Genomic DNA, 22,553 nt, shown 5'->3' on the forward strand with positions numbered 1-22,553 from the left:
TGAGGATCGAAAATGACTGAACTGAAGCAGATCACCGTTCTGGGTACCGGAGTTCTCGGCTCACAGATCGCCTATCAGGCCGCCTATCACGGCTTCGACGTCGTCGCGTACGACATCAACGCCGAGGTCATCGAAAAGGCCAAGGCTCGGTTCGACTCGTTGGCCGCGGCCTACAAGGCCGAGAACGTCGAGGGTGCCAAGGAAGGCAAGGCTGACGAAGCGCTGCAACGTATTACGTACTCGTACGATCTAGGCGAAGCCGTCGCCAAGGCCGACCTGGTCATCGAGGCAATTCCCGAGGACATCGCCATCAAGCGCGACACCTACGAGAAGCTTGCCACGGTTGCTCCTGAGCACACGGTGTTCGCTACCAACTCCTCGACGCTGCTGCCGAGCGATCTCAAGGAGTTCACCGGCCGCCCCGAGAAGTTCCTCGCACTGCACTTCGCAAATCACGTGTGGGTCAACAACACTGCCGAGGTCATGGGCACCGAGTCCACCGACCCCGCCGTGTACCGCGAGGTCGTCGAGTTCGCGAAGAACATCGGCATGGTGCCGATCGAACTCAAGAAGGAGAAGGCGGGCTACGTACTCAACTCGCTCCTGGTCCCGCTCCTCAACGCGGCCTCCGACCTGCTGATCGACGGCATCGCCGATCCCGACATGGTCGACAAGACGTGGCGTATCGGCACCGGAGCCCCGTTCGGCCCCTTCCAGATCATGGACGTCGTCGGGTTGACCACCGTCTACAACATCTCCTCCCAGGGCGGCGAGAAGCAGCGCGAATTCGCCGACTACATCAAGAAGAACTACATCGACGAGGGCAAGCTCGGCGTTGCTGTCGGCGAGGGCTTCTACAACTACAAGGGCTGATCAATTGCAAGGCTGATCAATTGCAAGGCTGATCAACTGCAGGGCTGATCAACCAACAGGCTCACCGCGCGGTGGTTACGACGTGAATTCACGTGGTAGCCACCGCGCGGACGTCTGTTGTCAGTAAGTCCGAAACCACCCTGAGCGATTGTGACGCAAGCTTCTTCACGTGCGAACCCATCATCAGGAGAGATCCCCATATGCGTCGTTCCGCCATCTCGGCACTCACAACACTGGCACTGCTCGGCGCCGGAACATTGGTCAGCACTCCCGCTGTCGCCGCTCCCCTCGCGTGTGGCGGAATCTCCACCGGTTCGTTCTCAGGCTCCGCCGGCGGATCGGAGTACCTGTGCGCCAAGGAAGGTGATCTCCTGGACGTGCGCATCGGCGACGTTCACGCGACACAACCGTCACTCGGCTACGACGAGGTGTACTACAAGCTCGGGCGATACACGCTCGGAAAAGACACGATCAACAAGAAGTTCGACGACTGGTGTGAGGCGAACGGCCAGATCCAGGCCGCGACCGCTACTGCGGCGTCGACGCTGAAGGACCCGTCGTCCTTCACCTGCCAGCTCCCGGTGGGTCAGGAAACCGCGGAGAGCATCGCGCCCATGAAGACCGTGGTCGTCGGACCCCGCGGCGATCTCTACCTGACCGACGGTCACCACACCCTCACGTCCTTCATCGAGACGGCCGACGGAGGCCCCGACCTGCACGTGCGACTGCGGGTTCTCGGCAACCTCAGTGGCCTGAGTGAAGGCGCCTTCTGGACCGAGATGGAAAAGAACAAGTGGGTCTGGTCGCGTGACGTCGACGGAAACCAGGTACCGGTCCAGGCTCTGCCGAAGAGCGTCGGCCTGGCCAACTTCGCCGACGACAAGTACCGCAGCTTGATGTACTTCTCCCGCGACATCGGATTCGCCGCAGGCACGATTCCGTTCCAGGAGTTCTACTGGGGCGCCTGGGTCCGCGACACCGCGCCCGTCGACCTCACCAACTGGAATCGCGATGATCTCTCCAGCTACCTGGGCACCGTGAAGTCGGTGACCAAAGCACAGACAGCGTTGACGGGCGATGCCGTCGTCGACAGCGGATTCACTGCCACCGATCTTGGCGTCCTGTCGGCCTGGAACGACGGCAAAGCCGAGTCCAAGGGCGAGTTCGCAAAGCTGTCCAAGCCGTACACAGACGACAAGCCGGGCAAGATCGCCTACGCACTTGCCTACAAAGCAACCCTCTGACCTGCTCAGATCCAAGTCACACCAAGCAGACTTGACTAAGGTAAGCCTCTACTCAGTAGTCTGAACCCATTCGGGTGCCGCTTCATCGAAGCAGCGACGCCCTGCCCTGACGGAATACATGCCGTCGTATCTGCCCGGTCGAACAATCTCCGGGCAACCAGGACAGGGAGAAGGTTGCTGCAGTGAGCACGTCCATCGTCGGTTTGTACGACCCCGCAGATGACAAGAGCAGTTGCGGGGTCGGGTTCATCACGCGCAAGGACGGCGTGCAGACCCACGATGTCCTGATCAAGGGCCGCGAAGCGCTCTGCTCGGTTCCGCACCGCGGCGGTATGTCCTCCGAGGGCGTCGGCGACGGCGGCGGCGTCTCGGTGGACCTCTCCCTCCGGTTCTTCCGCAAGGTAACCGGGCGCTCCGACCTTCGCGCCGGACGCTTCTGCGTCGGCAACTTCTTCCTTCCGGACGACGACGCCCAGCACGCTCGCGCTGCCGCCCTGGTCGAACGTGAACTTCTCGATCGCGGTTTCACCACTCTCGCAGTGCGCGACGTCCCGGTCGACAACTCGGCGATTCGGCCGGCCGCGATCGCGCATCAACTTCCGGTCAGGCAGTGGATTTTCGAGGTGCCCACTCCTCGCCCCGAGCCTGCGGTAGTCGATCGCCTCGTGCACGAAGCTCTGCTCGCCATCGAGGCAATCGCGTACAACACCCCTGCACTACGCGGGTTGTACCCACTCTCGCTCAGCGCGCGAACTCAGGTTCTCAAAGGTCGCTTGAACTCCGACGAAGTGATCCCGTACTTCCGCGACCTGGTCGACCCCGATCACGCCGTGCACACGATGTACTTCCATACGCGGTTCTCGACCAACACGGACCCGCATCCCACGATGGCGCAGCCGTTCCGGTTCATGGCTCACAACGGAGAACTGAACACGGACAAGAAGAATCGGCTCTCCGAAGCTGCTGTCGCCAGTGCAAAACGACGTGCGATCGTCCGTCCGCCCGGCCAGTCCGACAGTTGCCGACTCGATCAGACCCTGGAAGCTCGCGTCATCGAGGACAGTGTCGACCTGGTGACGGCTGTGGTCTCGATGATGCCGCCGGCCTGGGAAAACGACACCACTCTCTCCCCCGCAGTGCGTGCGATGTTCGAGTACTTCTCGCTGTACGAGGAGAAGAACGACGGACCGGCAGCGCTGGTGTTCGGCGACGGCACCATCATCGGTGCGCGCCTGGATCGCCTCGGTCTGCGTCCACTACGCACGATCGAGACACACGACTACGTGTGCGCATTCTCCGAAGCCGGACAGATCGCGTTCGCACCCGAGACGGTGATTCACCGTGGCCGCGTCGAGGCCGGCGGAATGTTGTACTTCGATCATCGCGATCGCCATACCTACACTGCCCGCGAAGCTCTGGAAAAGATTGCCGCTCAGCGCGACTACCAGTCGTTGCTGGAGCAATCGCGAATCCTGATCGAAGACATTCCCGCCGTGCCAGCGGAGAAAGTCAGCTCCCCGACCCGTTACAACGGCACCTTCGAGGTTCATCAGCGCTACATGGCGTACTCCCTGGATCAGGAAAGTTTCAAATTCCTGATGGATCCGATGCTCACGCACGGAGCCGAAAAGGTCTCCGCCATGGGTTACGGCAACGCCATCAACGCATTCAGCGACCGCGAAGGCGGTGTGGCACGTTACTTTTCGCAGCGATTCGCCCAGGTCACCAACCCTCCCCTCGACAGCATCCGTGAAGCGGACGGTATGACCCTCCGGGTCGCATTGGGTGCAAAGATGTCCCCCGGACAGGGCAAGCAGATCGTCATCGCCTCGCCGATCCTCGGGCACCTGGACATGCTCAAGATCCGCGAACAGAACCACACTCCGCACCGCCGCTTCGAAATGCTCTACCCCGCCGAGGGTGACGCGCAGGCAATGGTCGACGCGATGACCGCGCTCGGCGATGCTGTTGTAGCCTTCGCGGCCGAACAGGGCGGAATCGCAGTCCTGACCGACCGCCACGTATCTCACGAGCGCGCAACACTTCCCGCGATCATGGTCGTCGGAGCATTGAACCAACGCCTCATCGACGCGGGCCTGCGATTGCGCGTCTCTCTCATCGTCGAGAGCGGCCAGATCGAGTCCTCACACCACGTTGCGGCCGCACTCGGTTTCGGCGCTTCCGCCGTCTACCCGCTGTCCGTTCAGTTGCGAGCCGAGGAGAAGTTCGCCGCTGACCCGGATGCCGCGTTCCGACGCTTCGCGAAGGCCGCCGAGAAGTCCCTGATGAAGACGATGGGACGCGTCGGTCTGTGCACCGTCGAAAGCTACATCGGCGGAGAATTTTTCGAACCCAACTTCCTCGATACGTCCGACCCTGTTCTGCGCCAGTGGTTCCCCAACATGAAGTCACCGGTGGGTGGCGTCGGTTTCGACACCGTCGCGGTGACCTCGAAGCAGTGGCACGAGCGTGCGAGCGCAGTCGGGGGCGAGAAGGATCTGCCACTGCTCGGCCTGTTCAAGGAGCGTGCAGACGGCGCAGGGCATTCGTTCGGTACCACCGCGGTCCGTAAGTACGTCGAACTCACCGAAGAGAAGATCGCGTTCGACAGTCCCTCCGGAACAGAACAATTCGAGGCTCTACGTCTACTGCCGCTCGGACGGCTCGACGACGCCTTCCGCCTCGACGCCGGGGCATACCGGGCGACGAGCTTCGACCGGTTGACCACCGAGCAGATCGACGACTTCGACATCACCGCCGGGTACCGGGACTTTTCCACTGTCATGGCTGCGGAACGATCGCGTCGTCCCGCCGCGTTGCGCGATGTCATCTCCGTGCCCGGTGATGTCACATTTGCGGTGACGACAGCCGAGTTCACCGACCAGATCAGCCGATTCTCGGTGCGCGGCAATAAGACGATCGTGATGCGTGGAATCCGGTGTGAATCTGCCGCGGACGGCCGGTACACACTTAGCCTGGACGGTCCACTGGCCGACGACACCGCTCGGGTGGTAGCACTCGGCGATGCTCTTTCCGTCGCCTTTGCCGACGACGTCACCATCGAGGCCACCGACCCGGATCTGGTGCTGAATGCAACCGGTATTGCGGCAGAGTTCCTGTCCAAGCTGAGGGTCGCACCGGCAGGTGTACCTCTCTCCGAGGTACAGAGTGCAAGCGACATCACCCCGAAGTTGGCGTCGGGTGCCATGAGCCATGGCGCACTGAACGCTCCGGCGCACGAAGCCGTCGCGCACGGCACGAACATGGTCGGTGCGATGTCCAACAGCGGCGAAGGCGGCGAACACCTTTCGCGCTACGACACGATTCGTGCATCGCGCATCAAGCAGTTTGCATCCGGACGCTTCGGAATCTGGGCGGGCTACCTCGCCGATCCGATGCTCGAAGAGATCGAGATCAAACTCGGCCAAGGCGCAAAACCCGGTGAGGGCGGGCAGCTTCCGGCCGCCAAGGTCACCGTCGACATCGCTGCCGCCCGCGGCGGAACGCCCGGGGTCGAACTGGTTTCGCCGCCGCCTCACCACGACACGTACTCCATCGAGGACCTCGCTCAGCTCATCCACGACTGCAAGGCAGCTCGCATTCGGGTGATCGTGAAGTTGGTGTCCTCGGAAGGAATCGGCACCATCGCCGTCGGTGTCGCCAAGGCCGGCGCCGACGTCATCAACGTCGCCGGAAATACCGGTGGCACCGGCGCAGCTTCGGTGACCAGCCTCAAATACGCGGGTCGTGCGGCCGAGGTCGGTATCGCGGAGGTCCATCAAGCTCTGTGTGCCAACGGCCTTCGCCAGAAAGTCGTTCTGCGATGCTCGGGCGCGCATCAGACCGGCAGCGACATCATCACTTCCGCCCTACTCGGCGCAGACAGCTTCGAGTTCGGTACGTCGGCGCTGATGATGATGGGCTGCGTCATGGCCAAGAACTGCAACATCAAGTGCCCCGCCGGTCTGACCACCAACCCGGAACTGTTCGACGGCGATCCCCGCGCGATGGCGCAGTACCTTCTCAACATCGCTCACGAAACTCGGGAACTGCTCGCGAATCTGGGAATGCGGTCCCTTCAGGAAGCGCGGGGTCGAACGGATCTCCTGCATCTGCTCGATCACCCGTCTATTGTCGGCAATCTGAAGCTGGACGCGATGTTCGAGTCCGCCCCGGACATCACCATCGACAATCCTGTGTACCTCGAACGTGAGTACGCGCTCGACGAGAAGATCATGGACGAGGTTCGTACGGTGTTCTTCAACCGTGGCGAGGCCTCGGTCGCCGTGTCCGGACCTGAATTCGCCGAAGGTGCACTGCACCTGGGTAACCGGAACAAGAGCGTCGGTGGTCAGTTGGCGATCGACCTCGAACGCGAACTCAACTACGGAGCGCCCGGCCTTCTCGCTCCGGGAGTACTGACCGACGAGCGTGGGCGACGCTACCTGGCGCCGGGCAGCGTGCGCGTCCTGACGACCGGATCTGCGGGCCTGTCGTTCGGCGCATTCTGCAACGACGGCATGCACCTGGAACACACCGGGACATGTAACGACGGCGTAGGAAAGAGCATGAGCGGCGGCGTGATTGCCGTGCGCAGCCCAGGCGGCGGCTCCAGTGACGCCGGTGGAAACGTGTTGATCGGCAACTTCGCACTCTTCGGCGCCACCGGTGGACGAGTGTTCGTCGAAGGTGAAGCAGGCGATCGCTTCGCAGTTCGTAACTCCGGCGCCAGTGCTGTCGTAGAAGGTGTCGGAGACTTCGCCGGCGAGTACATGACCAACGGTGCTGTCGTGAATCTCGGCGAGTTCGGCAAGGGTGTCGGCAACGGCATGAGCGGCGGGTTCTTCTACCAGTACGACCCTCGTGGCGAATTGGCACTGCGAGCAAGTACCGATTCCGTACTGCTGGGTTCGATCACCGCTGCGACCGATCCTCTGGCCGCCGTCCACAACCACGCGGTACAACTCCTGCTCGAACTGCATGTGGAAGCAACGGGATCCGCGCTCGGAACCCGACTACTCGAGAACTGGGAAGTCGAACAGCACTCGTTCGTCTACGCCATGCCCAAGGCATTGATGCTTTACCAGGACAGCGATGCAATCCTGGCTGCGAAGTCGCACAAAGAGCTTCTCGAAGAATTGGCGTCCGCCATCGCAGCACGTCAGGTCCGCACGTTCAAACTCGCAGTGCGCGATGGGCGCCCCGCACTGAACGGAGCAGTCCCCGCCTATGGCGAGACCGATACCGCGACGATGTATGCGCTGCTCAGTGCGTACACCGTGCTTCACTTCGCACAACAACTCGCCGCCGCCCGCACGCCGGGTGCGTCCGGACCCGACGATCCAGCAGTGCAGAAGGCGGCCCGAAACCTGGTGCTGACCGAGGACTTCGCCCTCGTCCAGCACTTGGTCAAGTACTCGAAAGAGATTCTGGCCGACTACGACGACGAACAGTTGGCTGCGCTGATTGCAGCCAAGCGGGTCGACGACTACAAGCAGGCGCTGAGCCTACGCAACGTGTTGGCCATGGACAGCCCGGCGACGTACGGGTGGATTCTGTTTCAAGACAACAAGAATCGGGACAAGCTCGGATCACTGCCGAACTTCGACGAACTGTTCGCTTCGCGCACGATCCCCGACCTGGTGTCCTGACCTCCTCCCCCGAAAGTAGGTGAGCTTCAAATCATGGAAATCCCGTACATCCCCGAATACGCACCGTTCACCGGCGACCAGCGCGCGTGGCTTTCCGGATTCCTGGCCGGTCTACACTCGCGAACTGTCATGTCCGGTCAAACCGGTACTGCAACAGCGACAGTGGAGAGAGCTGCCGGCGCAGCCGTGCACATCCTTTACGGAAGTCAGACCGGCAACGCGGAGTCCTTGGCTGAAGACGCAGCCGCAGCTGCTCGTGCCCACGGTCTCGAACCACTTGTCGCGGGTCTGGACACCGTGGATATCAATGCACTTTCCGCCATGCGCCGGGTGCTCGTCATCACCTCCACCTACGGCGAGGGCGAGATGCCCGACAACGCGCAGCTGTTCTGGGATGCAGTCGAATCCGAGAGTGCGCCCCGGCTGGAGGGTCTCTACTTCGGAGTACTCGCACTCGGTGACACCAGCTACGACGGGTACTGCCAGTCGGGAAAGAACATCGACGCCCGCTTCGAAGCGCTCGGCGGGACCCGGGTTGTCGACCGCACCGATTGCGACGTCGACTACGAGGATCCGGCGGCCGAGTGGATCGTTCGGGCCGTCGCTGCGGTGGCCGGTGTCGACGGTGATGCGGGGGCCGCTGCCTCGCCGGTTGCGCCCGCTCAGACGAAGACCAAGTCCCAGTGGACTCGCAAGAACCCCTATCCTGCAACCGTCCTCGCCAACCGGCTGTTGTCCGGCGAGGACTCAGCCAAGGAAGTCCGCCACTTCACCTTTGCGCTCGGCGAGGACGGTCTGGACTACGAGGCCGGAGATGGATTGGGCATCCGCCCGATCAACGACCCCGCCCTCGTCGAGGCGATCATCCATCAGCTCGGTGTCAGCGGCGATTATGTGGTTACCGCGAAAGACGGCTCGTCCGCACCGTTGGACCAGGTGTTGACCAGCGACTACGAGATCTCCATTCCCTCGCGCGATTTGATCGAAGACATCGCCCGACGCAGCGGCGACGCCGAACTGCAGCATATTCTCGACACGGAAGATCGGGAAGCGCTCGATGCGTGGCTGTGGGGCAAGGACGTTCTCGATCTCCTCCAGTTGGACAACAGCATTCGGCTGAATCCCGAGGATCTGCTTACACTTCTTCGCCCGCTGCAACATCGGGTCTATTCGATCTCCTCCAGCCCGCTGGCCCACGACGGCACCGTCCATCTGACGGTAGCGAGTGTGCGCTACCGCTCGGGCGAGCGGGACCGCGGCGGCGTCTGCTCGACGTACCTGGCGGACCGCGTAGGCGAGGGCGATCGGGTCGGAGTTTTTGTCTCAAAGAATAATTCGTTCCGCCTACCAGCCGATGACGCTGTTCCCGTCGTGATGATCGGCCCCGGAACCGGCATCGCACCTTTCCGCGCTTTCCTGCACGAGCGTCGCGCGCGCAACGCGTCGGGGCAGAATTGGCTCTTCTTCGGCGATCAGCATCAGTCGAGCGACTTCATCTACGAGGACGAGTTGAACGGGCTGACCCGTGACGGTGTCCTGACTCGCCTCGATCTGGCCTTCTCGCGCGATCAGTCCGAGAAGATCTACGTCCAGACTCGTATGCGCGAGCAGGGCCGAGACTTGTTCGACTGGCTCGAAAACGGTGCGCACATGTACGTCTGCGGCGACGCCACTCGGATGGCAAAGGACGTCGACGACGCATTGCACGAGGTCGTCGCCGAGCACGGTGGGTTGGATGCGGACGCCGCCGAGGATTACGTCAACAACCTCAAACGATCGAAGCGGTACCTAAGGGATGTCTACTGAGATGTGCCCGCACCGTGGCGAATGTCGTTGCGCAGCTTTGGCACGCATGTCGGACCTGGACGCACTGCTTGCGCGTCCAGGATTCCGCGGCGGACTGATCGACACCGCACCTGAGGTAGTCGGCAAAATGCTGCCACTCTTGGACGACGCCGTAGCAATCACCGTTGCAGGTCCGGTGGCTGTCAACGACTCGGGCAAGTACTCCGTTCCGACATTTCCCGGCGATCCGTTGGTCTGCGCGCCCGGGCTCGTCTCTCTACGTTTGAACGTTGCCTCCCTCGGCTCGGTGGTGACCACTGAAGCAGGGCAGCACCTACCGCCGACGCTCCGCATGTTCGACATCCACGGATCAAGTTCACACACCACGTATTTGACCCCGGCCTCGGATCGTCTCGCCTTCGAAGCGATGCGAACTGCGCCGAGCACTGCGAGGGAAACAAGCCCTCCCATCCAGACATCGAATACGCCCGCATTCTGGGCCGAAGCCGATCAGCTGACACAGCTCGACTTCATCCTCGCGGACGGCGGCAGCGAACGTCGTAGCGGCCTGGTCGCTCTGGGCGCCCTCGGTTACCGGCGAGTCGATCCTCACCTCATGGCTGCCGGGATGGAGCACCTGTCCTACCACCAACTGCCCGTCACGACCGTCGTCGCCGGGAACGGATGCCTGCAGATCCACCGTGGTGACCTCGACGCCGCAGCCATGTTCGGGGGGACGCTGACTTTGGCGTCCGACACCTGCCGGACGATGATCGACCTGAATGGTGTCTCGGAGTGCTGGCTGACCCGCACCCACGGCGTTCACGGCCTGACCAGCTCGATCGAGATGTACGACTTCCGCCGCAAATGCGTGGCAGTCTTCACCCAAACGGGTCCAACCGAACCCGCAGTCATGGGCGTGTGGGAAGACGTCATGAGTTCCATCTCGGCCGCATCCTGACACCGACGGATGCTGGGCAAGTGTAAGAAATCGGCGTACGGCGATAACCACATGGAGCCATCGACCCCTAACCTTAGGTCTCGGTCATTTGTCGTGCCTGCACCCTGACGCTGATTCAAGGAGTTATCCATGCCCCGCCCTCTCGTCGAACCGTCGCTGGTCCCGGCCTTGCGCCCGGCGCTGCCTGCATTGGCTGCCGGGGTCGTCGCGGCCGCAGCGTCGGGGGTCGCGATGCTCGGGGCGCTCTGGTGCGTCGTGCAACTCATCGGTGAACCGTCGATGAGCTGGGCCGGGTGGGCATGTGCGCTCTGGCTCGTGGGCGTCGCGCTCGCTGCCACATCGTCGTGGCTCTCGCACCACGCGGAATCGCTTTTCGAGGCAAGGGTTCGCCGCCAACTCGCAGCCCACCTCGTTCGCCTACCGGCAAGCACGCTGTCCCGCTACAGCGGAGACGCACTGCGGAGGCTCGTTTCGGACGACATCTCGGCGCTGCACCATATGACTGCGCACCTACCGGCAGAGTTCGCCACACTCATCGTGGTCCCCGCGGTCACGATCGCGGCGTTGGTTGCCTCAGCCGGCCCCGTGGCGCTTCTCGCTCTGGCTCCCGGCACCGTGGCAGCTCTGTTCTACCTGGTCGTGATCCCCCGAATGGCCGCTCGGCACAGCGCTGAAAGCGCGGATGTCATGGGCGACATCGTGACTGCCGTGGACGACTATGCCCGCGGCATCCGCGTCTGCCGGATCTACGGTGCGCAGACCGGCGCTGCCGCCGACTATGCAGAATCGACAGCACGGTTCACCCGGGGAATGCAGGAGCGCGTTCGACTCGTGGCTACCCCTGCGGCCGTCGCCGTTGCCCTCATGCAGGCGACGGCGACGTTCGCGATCGCCTATGCCGTCGGATTTCACTGGGATGCAACGACGTTGGCCGCCACCATTCTCTTCAGCCTCGCAATCGTGACACCGGCCCTGCGGCTCGGGCACGGCCTCGACTACGTCGCTGCTGGACGCTCTGCTGCGGGCCGGCTCGCCGCTGCCCTGGACGAACCCACCCTCCCTGCCGGTGAAGCGCCAACCGTTCCGGCCTCGAGTCCCTCCGATCGACTGGAGATCGTCAACCTGACTGTCACGATCGCGGACCGCAGAGTCGTCGACGACGTCACGCATGCATTCCGCCCAGCCACGATCACTGCGATCACGGGACCGAGTGGAGCGGGCAAGTCGACGCTCCTGAAAGCATTGGCCGGCTTCGAGATCCCGGAACTGGGTACCGTCCGCTACGCAGGTCGTAGCATCACCGTGATCGACGAGAACCTGCGGCCACAGTCCCTTCTGCTCACACCCCAGGGCGCAGACGTGTTACCTGCCACGGTGCGCGAGAACATCGCGCTGGCCGCCCCCGATGCAACGGACGCGGAATACACCGCCGCACTACGCCGGGCACAGATCGACGTCAGCCTCGATGCCGACGCCACTTCACTCTCCGGAGGAGAACGTCAGCGCGTCGGGCTTGCTCGGGTGTTCCTCTCGCCCGCAGCAGTACTGCTGCTCGACGAGCCGACCAGTGCACTCGACGATCGCACGGCCGCCGAACTGCTGAAGGAATTGCGACACCTCGCACATGACGAAGGAAAGACGATTGTGATCGTCACCCACGACCCCGCTCTTGCAGACGATGCCGACGATCGACTCGACCTCGGCGGTCGAAACGTGAATGACGCCGCCTCGCACAATGCAGCCCTGACTGGAGCCGAATAATGAACAGCGCCAATGCAGCCCGACGACGCTTGATCACCATCGGACTCGGTTGGGTGTCCGTCGCTGTCCTCGAAGCGATCGCGTTCACCACCCTCGCGCTCTCGATCGCTGATCACCGGTCGCCGGTCCTCGTCCTGGCCACGGCCACCATCGCTCTCTTCGTGACCGTCCTGGTCTCACGGGGCGGTTACTTCACCGGGGCTCGACTCGTCGGCGATCTCTACGACGCTCTCGGCGACGCCTTCGCCCGTGCGAAACTGTCCTGGTTCACCGACGACAACCGGGCACTGCTCGCCACCGTCGCCGGGCGCGGAATCCCGTCGCTGATGAGTGTTCCCGCGCACCAACTTCAGACCTTCCTGGTTGCACCGCTGATCCCGCTGCTCCTGCTTCCTGGGATCGCGGTCGTCGCGGGGCCAGGCGTCATGCTGCTCGTCGGTGGACTGCTCGCCGTGTCGCTCGTCGCTCAGACGCTGGCCCAACGTGCGCTCAGCCGAGCGGACGAGCGCCGACACGAAGCCGAGCTCGCAGCAACTCAGTCGACACTCGAGCTCACCGACCACCTCGAATTACTGCGCACAGCAGCCGGTCCCACACGTTCCGTCGAACGAATCGAGCGAAGCTGGCGGAATCAGGAAGCCGCGCTTGCACGGACAAATCTCGCCGCGGCACCAGCGACATTCATCTCGGCGATCGCCACCATTGTGCCGCTGGCAGGTGCAGTGATTTTCCTCGCCGCCACCGGATTCGACGATCCCGCAGCCGCTCTCGCGCTTGTCATCCTCACCGCCCGCGCCGCTGCGCCGCTCGACGAACTCGCCCTGGCCGGAATCGGAGTCAACGAGCTGCGCGCAACGGTTCGCGACTACCGCACAGCGACTTCGGCTCCCGCACTGGCCGAGCCCGCACCCCGGGACGCCGCGCGCCCTGTTGGAACTGACATCGAGGTCGCCGGGGTAGACCACGCTCCGGTTCTGCGCGGCATCACCGCGAAGATCCCCGCGGGTGAGCGAGTTCTCGTCGCAGGACGCTCGGGTACGGGGAAAAGCACACTTCTCGGGCTGCTCATGCGCTTCGACGATCCTGACCAAGGCAGCGTCACTCTGGGCGGAGTTTCATTGCGCGACTTGCCCTACGACGCTCTGGCGGCACATATCGGCTACGTGCCGCAGGACCCACTCGTGTTCTCGGGCACCCTCGGGGAGAACATCGGACTTGGAAGACCGGGCGCTACCGAAACCGAGATCGAGGACGCCGCAAGGCGCGCTGCCCTCGGCGCCGTTCTCGACCGCTCGACGCTCGGCATTCATCAGGACATCGGACACCAGGGTGCCGCTCTCTCCGGCGGCGAACGTCAGCGGGTGGCGATCGCTCGCGCCTTCCTCAAAGACGCTCCCGTCCTGGTTCTCGACGAAGCCACCTCGGCCCTCGACGAGGCCACCGAGCGCCGTATCGCCGGCGCCGTGCGGGAATTGGCGGCCACCGTCTTCGTCGTCACCCACCGCGACCCCGCCATCTGGGAGCCCACCCGCACGATCACCCTCTGACATCGCTTGTCTTACACGCGGGGATACATTGCCGGTCCCGTCGCACCCAGGTGATGACCGCAGTCGGCGATTTCACCTCAGCCGCTCGATGATGGTGACGTTCGCGGTCCCGCCACCCTCACACATGGTTTGGAGACCGTACCGTCCATCAATGCGGTCCAACTCGTGCAACATCGTGGCGAACAACTTGGTGCCAGTGGCCCCAAGAGGGTGGCCCAGTGCGATTCCACCACCGTTGGGATTGACCCGGGAGGGATCTGCACCCGTCTCGATCAACCAGCTCAGAACTACCGAAGCGAATGCCTCGTTCATTTCTACGGTATCCATCTGGCCGATCGCCATGCCGGATTTCGCCAGTGCATACTTCGTCGCGGGTATCGGCGCCGAGAGTTGCAGCATCGGATCGTCGCCGCGCACGCTCATATGATGAATGCGCGCACGTGGCTTCAATCCATGAACCTCGAGCGCCTTCTCGGAGACGATCAGGGCCGCTGATGCGCCGTCACAGATCTGCGAAGCCACAGCAGCCGTCAGCAACGAGCCATCCCTCAATGCGGGCAGTGCAGCCATCTGCTCCATGGATGTCTCTCGTGGGCATTCGTCAACGACGCATTGGCCCAATGACACTGTCTCACGCTCGAATCGGCCGTCTGTGATGGCAGCACGGGCACGCTGATGCGATTGCAGTGCCCATTCCTCCATGTCTTCACGGCTGATACCCCATTTCTTGGCAATCAGGTCGGCGCCGACGAACTGTGAGATTTCGGCCTCGCCGAATCGTGCTGCCCACCCCCGGGACTTACTGAAGGGCGTGTCGAATCCGTACTCGTTGCCGGCACGCATCGCCGCCGAGATAGGAATCGAGGACATGTTCTGCACACCGCCGACAAGCACCACATCTTGGGTCCCGCTCATGACCGCTTGCGCTGCGAAGTGGACGGCTTGCTGTGAAGATCCGCATTGTCTGTCGACTGTCGTTCCTGGGATGTCCAAGGGTAGGCCTGCTGAAAGCCAGGCGGTGCGGGCAATGTTGCCCGATTGCGGCCCGATAGCGTCGACACAACCGAAGATCACATCGTCGACGGCCATCGGGTCCAGTCGAGTGCGGTCGAGAATCGATGTGATCACGTGGGCCCCCATGTCCGCTGGGTGCTCTCCTGCGAGCGAGCCGTGCCGTTTACCCACCGGAGTGCGGAGCGCATCGACGACATAAGCCTGAGGTGCAACCATACGAACTCCTTCGAAATCGAGCTTTGTCGGGCTTTCGATGTCGCACACACTTTAGCGATCAAGCATTTGTTTGGTAGATGAAACGTGATTTCGAGACCCGCAGCTACCGACACAGGATTGGTCTCCGCACTTCTATCCAACGAAATCCACTGCTGTCGCAATCATTCGACAGTTCGATGCTCGACCCCCCCAACGCGACTTGGCTGCCCTCGCTGCAGACCCCTCACGCCAGCGTGAAACGGCGAAGGATTCGAGAACAGCTGCGGGAGTGCATCTTCGAGCGGAACGAGTGCATCATCCAGATCCATTGCCTTCGCTGAGAAATCGTTCAGCCCGCCTTGCAAACAACACCAGCTTTGTCGAGCTACACCGCAAGCCGGCTGGCCGATGGCTGGAAAGTTAGTACTTTCGGTGGAGCCCAGCACGATTGGGCTATTCACCGCCCGATACAGGCTTCGTATACCGATACGCGTTGCAGGACAACGATTCTACAAACGGTCACGCACTCAGCGATTCACGAACCGCCGCTGGCTCGAAAACTGGATCCCCTTGCGGTAATTGCGCCCCGGGTAGAGCATGGGCACCACACCGTCTTCGATTACCGGAGGTTACCGTGACGAATCTCGTACGCCGACTATCTGCCTGCGTATCCATAGTGGCCGTATCGGTTCTCGCGCCCGCAGCCGTTGCCTCCGCTGCGGTCACCGTTCCGTTCCAGATCAACCCGGCGCCGTTCGGGAACCCAAACGGCAGCTTCGACGCACCCCCTGTCCACTGTGTGGCGGTAGTCGGCGAACAACCTGGCACGGTGACGATCACCGGCGCCAAAGAAGAGCGGTGGGGTTGCATGCTTTCGACGGAAGTGCGCTGGATGAACCTCTCGACAGGAGCCTCCGGCTCCGGTCGGCTTTCTGGCGACAACCAAGGAACCCCGGGAGAGGCAACCCTGCAGACTGGAGCCGGGCAAGTTGCCGTCGCCATATTGCCTGCCGCCGGACCTGTCACCCCGGGTTTCGCAACCTTCTTCGTCCCATAGGCAACCCCCAAACCCGGGACACCTGCTGTACGAACGACCCGTCGCCACACAATCGTGTGGCGACGGGTGAGTGCTTTCCGTTCTCCAGTTGTACGCCTACAGCTTCGCGCTGATGAGCGGCACGATATGTTCAGCCGCCCACATCGTTCCGATCGGGCCACCGCTCGTGATTGCCCATAGAACATCCCCGCCGTCTGCGGTACGCGGAGGCAGGGCGACCCAACGACCGGAGGACACCGCTCCCAGCGCTTGGAAGAGCTTCCCGCCGGTCAGCTTGTCGAAATCCTCCTCGCTGCCGGCGGCACTGCGGCCGATCAGCAGGAAGTCCGCATCGATGTTCTCTAGAAGTTCCTCGCCGACAGTGCTTTGGGTGACGAACTCCTGTGCACGCGGGTTCTCGGCAAAACCGAGCTCGCCCAAGAAAGTTGCCGGAGCCGAATCGGGCGCTGAAAGGTACTGCAGCCCATTGCCGGTTCCGTAGAAGATCGCCCAGGTTGCGGTCAGGCCAGTGAGTTCAGGGTTCTCCTGACGCACCTTCGCAAAATACCGATCATGGTCCGCCACGATCTTTTCGGCTGCCTTCGAGAGGTCGAGTGTCTCGCCGAGTACGCGGATCGATTCCTTCCACGGCACGAGCATCCGCGACTTCGTGTCGGGGCTCGTCACCACCGGTGCGATGGAGGACAAACGTTCGTAGTAATCGCCCATCGACAAACCACCCAGGCCGTCGGCCCAGCCGACGGCGACGATGAGGTCAGGTTCGCTCGCGGCGATCGCTTCGACGGGAAGTGTGCCGCCCATCGCGAACTCGAAGGTGTCGAGATCCTCTGCGCCGTAAGGCAGCAAGTACGACTGGGAAGCCGACTCCTTGACCATCGACGAGGAGAGAACGGGTTTGACGCCGAGCGCGAGGAGCATTTCCGTGTCGACGGCATTGGGGACGATTGCGGCAACCCGCTCCGGGCGCTTCTCGAGAATACTTGTACCATATGGCGATTCCAGGGTCAGCGGGTAAGTAGTCGTTCCTTCCGCAGCGGGAAGGGCGTTCCCCTCCGAACCGGGAGTGGACGCCGTTTTCGAGTTTTCGGCCGAGGCCGAGCACCCGGACACAAGGAGCGCTGCGGCGAGCGCGGCCCCGATCAGTCCGATGATCCGTGATCGTCTGGTGCGCAGGACTGTCATTTCTGCCTTTCGGTGTTATCGAGCGCTTCGGTCTTACCGAGCGATGGAGCCGGGTCAGGAATCTGTGCGCACTGTGTCGCTGCGTTTCCAGTAGCCGGTGAAATCGATGTCGGTCTTCGCAATTCCTCGATCACGAATCAAATGACGCCGAAGCGAGCGAATCGTCGCCTGTTCGCCTGCAAGCCAAGCGAATACGCGTCCGTCAGGCCATTCGACTGCACTGACCGCGTCGAGCAACAAAGAATTAGTGCCGGGCTCCGCCCCCTCGCGTGGCAACCACGTGACACTCACCCCGGGCAACTCGCGCACCGATTGAATGTGAGCCGAGTCCGCAATTTCGACGAACACATGCCCCCTGGCATCGGCAGGCAATTCCTCGAGCAGACGTGCGATCGCAGGTAGCGCCGTCTCGTCACCGACGACGAGCAGATACTCGCAATCTTCCGGGAGTCCCTGCGATACAGAGGGACCCGCGATGTGCATTCGGTCGCCCGGGCCGGCGTCGCGCGCCCAGGTGGTAGCAACTCCACCGCCGTGAACGACGAAATCGACGTCGAGTTCACTTGTTCGCGGATCGTAACGGCGCACGGTGTACGCGCGGGCAAGTGGACGGCGTCGCGCTGCGAAAGTCACAGTGCCGTCGACTATCACCGGCAAGACCGGATCGGTTTCGCCAGGATAGGCGAACAACAATCGGAGGTCGTCGTCGAAGCCGGTGCTGACGAAGGCGGGCTCGGCAAAGCCGTCGGCGTTTGTGAAGGTGTCGAGCTGCGCTCCGGTGAGCGTCACTCTCCGCATGCCCGGCGTCACGTCTGTCACCCGACGTACCTCGAGTTCACGCAAGGTGACTGAGTACGCCGTTGTCGGACGGGTGTTTCGGGGCACGGAAAGACTCCTCGGAAGCGCACAGACGGGGGGGTTCGACCCACGCTCGATCACGGCGGAAGGGCCATTGAATAAAGCTAGCCTCCCCTAATCGGCTACGGTTATCCGTGCGTGCCGACTTCTTACACTCATCGGTGGCTGCGTGAGAAAGCATCTGAATCGGGAGGGCATACGTGGGACCACGGTTGGTGTTCTCCGCGGGCGAAGTCCCCGAGATCCCCGCGTCCCGACTCTCCTTGATCGCGAATGCACGTGAGCCACTGCTCTTCTGGGTACACACCGGACACGCGGAACTACAGATTGGCGACCGCACCCGCAGCGTGACCGCTGGGGCGGCAACCTGGGTGCCCGCGGGAATCGCCTACAGCATCCGAGTCGACCCGGGAGCGGTCGCGTTTCCCATTCCGATGCCCGCTGCCGACCTGCCGCCCACGTTGAACCGGATCATCGATTTCGAGATCCCGGCAGCCTGGCAGGACTGGCTCGTCCACCAGTTCGCGCACAACTTGGGATTTCTGCGCGGTGGGGCGACTGTGGGGGCCGGACTACTCGAGCTTGTCGCGGGGGCCCATTCCAACGACGCCGACGCTTCGGTGTCGTACGCCCCACCGAATTTGCCACGCTCGGCCGAGACCCTCGAGATCGCTCGCACGCTTCTACGGACGCCAGCCGACGACACGGAGCTTTCCCAGTTCGCCCGGCAACTCAAGATCGGCGTCCGCACCCTGCAGCGCCGATTCACGGAGGAGACGGGGTTGCCTTTCGCGCGTTGGCGCACCTCGGCCCGGATCGCGGCAGCAATCGCATACCTGAACTCCGGCCGCGAAATCGGATGGACGGGTGGGCAGGTCGGATTCGCGACGCCCGCGGGATTCACCCGTGCCTTCCGTGAACACACCGGTGTGACACCCAGTGACTACACACGTGCAAACCAAGGCTCAGCGCCGATCCATGAGAACGAGACCTTGGCACAGAGCGTCGCACTCTTGTCCGAGGAAGGCGCCCACTCAGGCTCGGCGCCGATACCGCCGACGATTCCCGCAAGCGGAACGTGGGCCAGGGTCAACAACTTTCACGTCGTCGTCTGGATCTACCGAGGCTCCGCCCGGGTCACTTTCGGCGACCGAACCTGGAATCTGAGGCGGGGCGACGCGATGTGGCTTCCCGCGGGAGTACGCAACAGCGTCGAGATCGCGGAGGGTTCGCTTCTACTTCCGCTCGGATCCCAGCCTGGCGACTCTCCCGTCACTGCACCGCCGCCACGAGTGCTGCACTTCGCGCGCGAAGCGGAGGCGTATCTGTTGCACACGGTCGTTGCGAATTACACCCTTCTGCGCCCCGAAATCCATGACCCAGCGAGGATCTCGAGGCTGATCCGAAACAGCGCGGCGACGCGGACACCCGGCGGCCGAACCGATCCTGTCGAAACGATCCTTACCGCACTCCGCGCGGACCCCACCGATTCGCGCACGCTGCCGGAGTGGAGCGCTCGACTCGGCGTCGACGAGGGCCTGCTCCACAAACGCTTCGTAGCGGCCACCGGCCAGAGCTTCCCGCGCTGGCGCGGTCAGTTGCGGATGACCCTCGCCCGCGCTTATCTCGAGGAGGGCTTCTCGGCCGGAGAGACCGCCCGTCGACTCGGCTACGCGCACGCGTCCGGATTCACCAAGGTCTTCATCGGTGCCCACGGCATGTCGCCCCGGGACTACCAGCGCCGCGGATGGCGGGGAACGGTCGAAGGACTCATCGACTCGTGACCTTCCGACGGATGAGTCCTTCGATCCGTCGTGTCGCCCGCCGAAACGGTCTCGAACTGGCACTACTTCCTTGACTAAATTTTCAGTCAAGGTTTACGCTCCATGCAAGCAGGACGCGGACCGGGCGCGCACGCACACAGCACAAGGAGTCACCGCAATGCAAAGACGTCGGTTCATTCAGGCAGGCGCCGCTGCGCTCAGTGGCCTCTTTTTGGCAGGCTGCGGCGATTCCGACTCAGCCTCGGGCGGGAGCAATGGAGACGACGATCTTCGCGAGTGGGTGATGCCGGAAGAGGGTGATCCACACAAGCGCACCTGGATGGCGTTCGGTGCCAGCGAAGCGATCTGGGGAGCAGCCCTCCTGCCCGAGGTCCAGCGCAACCTCGCGACGATCGCGCAGACCATCGCGCAGTTCGAGCCCGTCTCGATGCTTGTTCGTTCCGAGGAACTGGACTTGGCTCGCTCCCTCGTCGGCCCATCGGTCGAACTGATCGCCGCGCCTCTCGACGACCTCTGGATGCGCGATACCGGCCCCGTATTCGTGAAAGGCAACGGGACCAAAGCGGGTATCGATTTCAACTTCAACGGTTGGGGCGAGAAGCAGGATTTTGATCAGGACGGCCAGGTCGCAGCTTTCGTTGCCGCCCGCGCGGGAGTCGAATCATTGCCTACCGACCTGATCCTCGAAGGCGGCGGCATCGAGGTCGACGGCGAAGGCACAGCCATCATCACCGAAAGCTGTGTACTCAACAACAACCGCAACCCGGGATGGTCGAAGTCGGACGTCGAAGCCGAACTCGGCCCCCTGCTCGGTCTCGACAAGATCATCTGGCTACCGGGAATCGCCGGCAAGGACATCACGGACGGCCACACGGACTTCTACGCCCGTTTCGCACGCCCAGGTGTCGTGGTCGCAGGCCTCGACACAGACCCGGAGTCGTTCGACCACGACGTGACCGCACGTCACCTCGAGATTCTCCAGAACGCGACCGACGCACAGGGACGGAAGCTGGAAGTGGTGGTCCTCGAGGCGCCGGTCGCGATCAGGCCCGACTTCGAATCGGACGATTTCGCAGCCGGATATATCAACTTCTACGTATGCAATGGGGCGGTCATCGCACCCGAGTTCGGTGACCCCGAGGCCGACCAGGCCGCCAGAAGTGAATTGGAGCGCCTCTTCCCCGACCGCCGTGTCGTGCAGATCAACATCGACGCCATCGCCGCGGGTGGTGGCGGCATTCACTGCACCACCCAGCAGGAACCCGCGGACTAGAAACCTGTCCCGACCACCCTCGTAGAATTCGGACTCGTGTCGAACCGCCAAACGCAAATCTTGGAAGCAGCAGTCCGCGTCATTGCCCAACACGGCGTACGCGGGCTGAGGGTGGAGACGCTCGCTGCCGAGGCCGGAGTGTCGACGGCACTCATCTACTACCACTTCCAGAACCGTGCAGGTGTGCTGCGCCGGGCCCTCGATCACATCAACGATCGCGCCGCGCTGTACACCGAAAGCGCCTTCACGGAGACAGACCCTCGTGCGCAGCTCGAGCAGATGCTCCTGCTGGAGTTTCAGAATGCCCCGAAGATTCGAGAGAACAGCATCGCCTGGGGTGAACTCCGAGCAAGCGCAGTCTTCGCCGACGAACTGCGCGAACCGCTACGCACCACGACGCAAGAGTGGGCCGACGACGTCGAATCTTTGATCCGCCAAGCGCAGGATGCCGGGCTCGCTGACCCGAAGGCAAGCCCGGCCGACGCCGCCGAGCGACTCACCGCCCTGGTCGAGGGTCTGAGTGAACGCTGGCTGAGCGGCTCGATCCCCATCGAACGAGCCAGAGAACTGCTCACCGGTGCGATCGGCGTGGAGATCGATCCGAGCTAGCCTCTACCGCTCGTCGACGCCCTTCGATTCCGGCGACAGGGCCGGGAACCAGATGTCGGTCAGAACCTCGGCCGCCTGCATCCGAGTCACGTCGATCGTCCCCTGCACGGCCCAGCGTGTGAAGAATCGCTCCAACTGACTCACGAGCAGTTCGACGCGCAACCTCGCCTCGTCGTGCTGTTCCTCCGGCCAACGGCCCAGGTACTTGGGCATGGCATTCGGTAGTTGGGTCATACCGTCTCGCGCTGTCTCGCGGAACTCCGGTTCGAGTGCCACGGCCTCGTCCCACGCCGGCAGCAGGCGCTTGTTCTCGTCGAACCAGTCGAAGGCACGCTCCAGCCACGCAGTGAACTCCACGCGAGAGTTCGTGTCGAGGACCCGATCGAGATCGATGTAGAAAGCGAACGCACTCGCCGCCATCCCGGCCGCGCCGATCGTCTTGAGCATCTCCACTTTGCTGGCGAAATGCACGTAGAACGTGGCTCGACTGCATCCGACGACCGAGGCGATGTCATCGACTGTCACGGCCGCGTATCCCCGCTCCTCGAACAGAGTGCGTGCGGCGTCCACGAGTTTGGCCCGCGTCGCGCGTTTCTGCTCGTCGCGAAGTGTTCCCCGCCTGTTCTTCGGGCCGTCCGTAGTCGTGCTCACGTCGCCCACCTTGCTCGCATTTCAACCTCCTGGCAAATCACCGACTCGCCGTCACCAAAAAACATTGCGTCATTCATTGACACAACGTCAGCGAGTGGCGCACTATGA

General features: G+C 62.9%; 15 protein-coding genes. 11 read left to right on the plus strand and 4 right to left on the minus strand.

Annotation, left to right across the window (positions count from 1 at the left end; genetic code table 11):
• Nucleotides 1-12 precede the first annotated feature (12 nt).
• The 7 genes from M1L53_RS01525 (at nt 13) to M1L53_RS01555 (ending at nt 13,822) form a co-directional block, all read left to right on the plus strand.
• Entirely contained in the window at nt 13-873 is an 861-nt protein-coding gene (locus tag M1L53_RS01525) for a 3-hydroxyacyl-CoA dehydrogenase (protein ID WP_007730327.1), read from the plus strand.
• A gap of 200 nt (nt 874-1,073) precedes the next feature.
• Nucleotides 1,074-2,117 carry a ParB/Srx family N-terminal domain-containing protein gene (locus tag M1L53_RS01530; protein ID WP_003942919.1) on the plus strand — a complete coding sequence of 348 codons (1,044 nt, stop codon included), beginning with the start codon at nt 1,074-1,076 and terminating at the stop codon, nt 2,115-2,117.
• A gap of 182 nt (nt 2,118-2,299) precedes the next feature.
• A complete protein-coding gene (locus tag M1L53_RS01535) occupies nt 2,300-7,768 on the plus strand; it encodes a glutamate synthase-related protein (RefSeq protein ID WP_054188266.1) in 5,469 nt (1,822 codons plus the stop codon).
• Between the two features lie 33 nt (nt 7,769-7,801).
• Nucleotides 7,802-9,574, plus strand: a complete 1,773-nt coding sequence (locus M1L53_RS01540; protein ID WP_054188267.1) for a sulfite reductase subunit alpha — start codon at nt 7,802-7,804, stop codon at nt 9,572-9,574.
• 46 nt (nt 9,575-9,620) lie between these two features.
• A complete protein-coding gene (locus M1L53_RS01545; protein WP_054188368.1) occupies nt 9,621-10,514 on the plus strand; it encodes a hypothetical protein in 894 nt (297 codons plus the stop codon).
• A gap of 129 nt (nt 10,515-10,643) precedes the next feature.
• Complete coding sequence (locus M1L53_RS01550; protein WP_054188268.1) at nt 10,644-12,275, plus strand: ABC transporter ATP-binding protein; 1,632 nt, start codon at nt 10,644-10,646, stop codon at nt 12,273-12,275.
• The gene (locus M1L53_RS01555) at nt 12,275-13,822 is read left to right on the plus strand and encodes an ABC transporter ATP-binding protein (RefSeq protein WP_054188269.1); all 1,548 of its coding nucleotides are present in this window, start codon (nt 12,275-12,277) and stop codon (nt 13,820-13,822) included. Before M1L53_RS01550 ends, M1L53_RS01555 begins: the two co-directional genes overlap by 1 nt.
• A 72-nt stretch (nt 13,823-13,894) precedes the next feature.
• Here M1L53_RS01555 and M1L53_RS01560 read toward each other — a convergent pair whose 3' ends face one another.
• Nucleotides 13,895-15,052: an acetyl-CoA C-acetyltransferase gene (locus tag M1L53_RS01560; protein WP_054188369.1), complete on the minus strand. Its 1,158-nt coding sequence runs from the start codon at nt 15,050-15,052 to the stop codon at nt 13,895-13,897.
• Nucleotides 15,053-15,707: 655 nt separating this feature from the next.
• On the opposite strand from M1L53_RS01560, the gene M1L53_RS01565 reads away from it, so the two are divergent.
• Entirely contained in the window at nt 15,708-16,088 is a 381-nt protein-coding gene (locus M1L53_RS01565; protein WP_054188270.1) for a hypothetical protein, read from the plus strand.
• Nucleotides 16,089-16,184: 96 nt separating this feature from the next.
• Here the strand turns inward: M1L53_RS01565 and M1L53_RS01570 are convergent, their stop codons facing one another.
• Nucleotides 16,185-17,270 carry an ABC transporter substrate-binding protein gene (locus M1L53_RS01570; RefSeq protein ID WP_030536179.1) on the minus strand — a complete coding sequence of 362 codons (1,086 nt, stop codon included), beginning with the start codon at nt 17,268-17,270 and terminating at the stop codon, nt 16,185-16,187.
• Between the two features lie 54 nt (nt 17,271-17,324).
• Entirely contained in the window at nt 17,325-18,155 is an 831-nt protein-coding gene (locus M1L53_RS01575) for a siderophore-interacting protein (protein WP_054188271.1), read from the minus strand.
• Nucleotides 18,156-18,328: 173 nt separating this feature from the next.
• Between M1L53_RS01575 and M1L53_RS01580 the strand changes: the two genes are divergently transcribed.
• The 3 genes from M1L53_RS01580 to M1L53_RS01590 all read left to right on the plus strand — a co-directional run bounded on the left by M1L53_RS01580 (nt 18,329) and on the right by M1L53_RS01590 (nt 21,794).
• A complete protein-coding gene (locus M1L53_RS01580; protein ID WP_030536181.1) occupies nt 18,329-19,912 on the plus strand; it encodes an AraC family transcriptional regulator in 1,584 nt (527 codons plus the stop codon).
• Between the two features lie 157 nt (nt 19,913-20,069).
• Complete coding sequence (locus M1L53_RS01585) at nt 20,070-21,185, plus strand: agmatine/peptidylarginine deiminase (RefSeq protein ID WP_037130621.1); 1,116 nt, start codon at nt 20,070-20,072, stop codon at nt 21,183-21,185.
• Between the two features lie 36 nt (nt 21,186-21,221).
• Nucleotides 21,222-21,794, plus strand: coding sequence for a TetR/AcrR family transcriptional regulator (locus M1L53_RS01590; RefSeq protein WP_050654996.1), 573 nt, complete (start codon nt 21,222-21,224; stop codon nt 21,792-21,794).
• Nucleotides 21,795-21,797: 3 nt separating this feature from the next.
• Here the strand turns inward: M1L53_RS01590 and M1L53_RS01595 are convergent, their stop codons facing one another.
• Nucleotides 21,798-22,454: a TetR/AcrR family transcriptional regulator gene (locus M1L53_RS01595; protein ID WP_050654995.1), complete on the minus strand. Its 657-nt coding sequence runs from the start codon at nt 22,452-22,454 to the stop codon at nt 21,798-21,800.
• Nucleotides 22,455-22,553 lie beyond the last annotated feature (99 nt).

This window comes from Rhodococcus sp. T9N (assembly GCF_024436645.1).
Classification (GTDB): domain Bacteria; phylum Actinomycetota; class Actinomycetes; order Mycobacteriales; family Mycobacteriaceae; genus Rhodococcus_F; species Rhodococcus_F qingshengii.

Coding starts and splice junctions, on each gene's coding strand:
- M1L53_RS01530 (WP_003942919.1), top strand. CDS start 1,074: ATGCGTCGTTCCGCCATCTCGGCACTCACAACACTGGCACTGCTCGGC.
- M1L53_RS01560 (WP_054188369.1), bottom strand. CDS start 15,052: ATGGTTGCACCTCAGGCTTATGTCGTCGATGCGCTCCGCACTCCGGTG.
- M1L53_RS01540 (WP_054188267.1), top strand. CDS start 7,802: ATGGAAATCCCGTACATCCCCGAATACGCACCGTTCACCGGCGACCAG.
- M1L53_RS01555 (WP_054188269.1), top strand. CDS start 12,275: ATGAACAGCGCCAATGCAGCCCGACGACGCTTGATCACCATCGGACTC.
- M1L53_RS01525 (WP_007730327.1), top strand. CDS start 13: ATGACTGAACTGAAGCAGATCACCGTTCTGGGTACCGGAGTTCTCGGC.
- M1L53_RS01585 (WP_037130621.1), top strand. CDS start 20,070: ATGCAAAGACGTCGGTTCATTCAGGCAGGCGCCGCTGCGCTCAGTGGC.
- M1L53_RS01570 (WP_030536179.1), bottom strand. CDS start 17,270: ATGACAGTCCTGCGCACCAGACGATCACGGATCATCGGACTGATCGGG.
- M1L53_RS01545 (WP_054188368.1), top strand. CDS start 9,621: ATGTCGGACCTGGACGCACTGCTTGCGCGTCCAGGATTCCGCGGCGGA.
- M1L53_RS01550 (WP_054188268.1), top strand. CDS start 10,644: ATGCCCCGCCCTCTCGTCGAACCGTCGCTGGTCCCGGCCTTGCGCCCG.